At 49.6% G+C, this 3063-nt stretch carries 1 protein-coding gene and 2 pseudogenes; all 3 read left to right on the top strand.

Annotation, left to right across the window (positions count from 1 at the left end; translation table 11 throughout):
* Positions 1-525: 525 nt before the first annotated feature.
* Positions 526-2487 (top strand): acetate--CoA ligase, encoded by a 1962-nt coding sequence (acs, locus tag QZ506_RS05660; RefSeq protein ID WP_291969674.1) that lies wholly within the window; start codon positions 526-528, stop codon positions 2485-2487.
* A gap of 139 nt (positions 2488-2626) precedes the next feature.
* Positions 2627-2773, top strand: a pseudogene (locus QZ506_RS05665) (DUF485 domain-containing protein); the annotation flags it as partial.
* Positions 2774-2883: 110 nt separating this feature from the next.
* Positions 2884-2988: pseudogene (locus tag QZ506_RS05670) on the top strand (IS1 family transposase); the annotation flags it as partial.
* Between the last annotated feature and the right edge of the window lie 75 nt (positions 2989-3063).

Raw genomic sequence — 3063 nt, forward strand, 5'->3', positions numbered from 1 at the left:
GCGCTGCTTGAGGGCCTTGTTATAAGAGGGCCAGTTGGTGATTTTAAAATTTTGTTTTGCCATGGAGACCTGATTTTGAAACAACTGTGGTGATCTGCTCCGATGATTACCCAAAAGTTCTATTTATTCAACAAAGCCCTTCTGGATCAAAATATACCCGTGTTGGTATGCACACTATCGGCTGAATAAGCAGTATCTTTATGCTGTTTGATCGTAACTAACGATTGAATAATAAAAAACAATAGTTGTAATATTTGAAAATAATAAATTGATCGTTATATGCTTTAAGATTATGTGAACGAGCAAGTCAGTCACGATAATGTGATACACATCACAAATCATCTTCCGGTTTGCTTTTTTATAAATAGTAGTAAAACGCTCAGGGCTCGCCATTCTCCACGCTTTTCCTTTCACTGTGTTACTCCTTATTGCGTGATCCATCGCTCAAAAAAGAAACAAATTTTGGCGCACCATTACACTTAACTATTTTTTGACATATCTTTAACAAGGTTAAAGGAGAGCGCTATGAGCCAATATAATAAACATACCATACCCGCCTCAGTGGCGGAGAACGCCCTGATTAACGCTGAGCAGTATCGCGAATGGTATCAGGCATCGATCAATGATCCCGAAACCTTTTGGCGGGAGCATGGCAAGATCGTCGATTGGATCAAACCGTACACTGAAGTTAAAAACACCTCTTTCGATCTAGGTCATATCCGTATTCGCTGGTTCGAAGATGGTATGTTAAATGTTGCAGCCAGCTGTCTTGATCGACACTTAACCACCCTTGGTGATCAAACCGCCATTGTGTGGGAAGGAGATGACGCCACCCAAAGCAAAACTGTGACTTACCGCGAACTTCACCAAAGCGTCTGTCGTTTTGCTAATGTGTTGAAATCTCTGGGCATTAAAAAGGGCGATGTGGTCGCTATCTATATGCCAATGGTGCCCGAAGCGGCGGTTGCCATGCTGGCATGCACGCGCATTGGTGCCATTCATTCCGTTATTTTTGGCGGTTTTTCCCCCGAATCCATCGCCGGGCGCATTATCGATTCCAGTGCCAAGTTGGTGATTACCTCTGATGAAGGCATCCGCGCAGGGCGCACCATTCCGCTGAAAAAGAATATTGATGACGCGTTGCGCAACCCTGGTGTTAAAACGGTGGCACACACCATTGTTTACCAACGCACGGGTGGCGCTATCGATTGGCACGAAGGACGCGACCATTGGTGGCGTGATCTGATCGCCGGTGCAGACGATCACTGCCCGCCAGAAGCGATGAATGCCGAGGATCCGTTATTTATTCTCTATACTTCCGGCTCGACCGGTAAGCCCAAAGGCGTACTGCACACTACCGGAGGATATCTGGTCTATGCGGCCATGACCTTCAAATATGTGTTTGACTACCATCCCGGCGATATCTATTGGTGTACCGCCGATGTCGGCTGGATCACCGGGCACAGCTACCTGCTCTACGGCCCGTTGGCCTGCGGTGCCACCACGCTGATGTTTGAAGGCGTACTCAACTGGCCGGATGCACGCCGTATGGGACAAGTGGTCGATAAGCACCACGTCAATATCCTGTATACCGCCCCCACCGCTATCCGTGCGCTGATGGCTGACGGTGACAAAGCTATCGAAGGCAGCAACCGGAGTTCGCTGAAGGTAATGGGCTCAGTGGGCGAACCCATCAACCCGGAAGCCTGGGAATGGTATTTCAACAAGATCGGTAACGGCCAATGTCCGATCGTCGATACCTGGTGGCAAACGGAAACGGGCGGATTAATGATCACCCCACTGCCAGGAGCGATCGAAACCAAGCCAGGTTCGGCAACGCTTCCCTTCTTTGGCGTGCAGCCTGCATTAGTCGATAATCTGGGCACGCCGCAAGACGGGGCCACGGAAGGTAATCTGGTGATAACCGACTCTTGGCCAGGTCAGGCGCGTACGCTGTTTGGCGATCATGATCGTTTCGAACAAACCTATTTTTCGACCTTTAAAGGCATGTATTTCAGCGGCGACGGTGCCCGTCGCGATGAAGATGGCTACTACTGGATAACCGGCCGCGTGGATGACGTGTTGAACGTGGCGGGCCATCGTCTGGGTACGGCGGAAATAGAGTCGGCTCTGGTGGCACACCCAAAGATTGCCGAAGCCGCCGTGGTGGGCATCCCACACAGCCTGAAAGGCCAGGCTATCTACGCCTATATTACGCTCAACCATGGCGAAGAGCCTTCCAGTGCGCTGTACACGGAAGTACGCAATTGGGTACGTAAAGAGATTGGCCCGATTGCTACACCCGATATCCTGCACTGGACGGACTCGCTGCCAAAAACCCGCTCCGGCAAGATTATGCGGCGTATTCTGCGCAAAATCGCGGCGGGAGATACCAGTAATCTGGATGATATCTCTACGCTTGCCGATCCTGGCGTCGTTGAAAAACTGCTGGAAGAGAAACAAACCATGGACACGCCACAGTCTTAAACATCAAACGCAGTACGCGCTAAGCGAACCGATAGCAGATAACGCCAGACCCCAAGGGTCTGGCTTGGCTGGCTGTGCCCTAAAATAGGCAACGTTTTTACTCACAACCGGATGCAGACTCACTTACCGGAGATTTATGATGAATGACGTCCTCTACCAACGCATTGGCAACCACTCGGTGTTTAAGGAACTGGTGCGCAAACGTCAGCTTTTTGCCGTCTCGCTTTCTCTGATCGTCCTGGTGTTATACGTCAGCTTCATTTTGCTGATTGCCTTTGCTCCCACCTAGCTGGGTACCCCTCTTTATCCCGGAGCAACCATCACGCGCGGCATTCCTGTCGTGTATTCAATATGTTGATTGCAGCGTGAAATGTTCGGTTTTGGATGTGGAATACAGTGGCTAAAGTTGATGTAAAATGCCCGTTTTGTGAACAGAAATCTCCTGTGAAAAAACACGGTTATGGCAAAAGTGGCCATCAGCGTTACCGTCGTCAGTCATGCAAACACGGATGGCTACAGGGCTTACAACGACGAACTTCCAAAAGTAAAACACATTGTTAGCAAGCTGTATACACA

It is taken from the genome of Candidatus Symbiopectobacterium sp., assembly GCF_020054415.1.
Taxonomy (GTDB): domain Bacteria; phylum Pseudomonadota; class Gammaproteobacteria; order Enterobacterales; family Enterobacteriaceae; genus Symbiopectobacterium.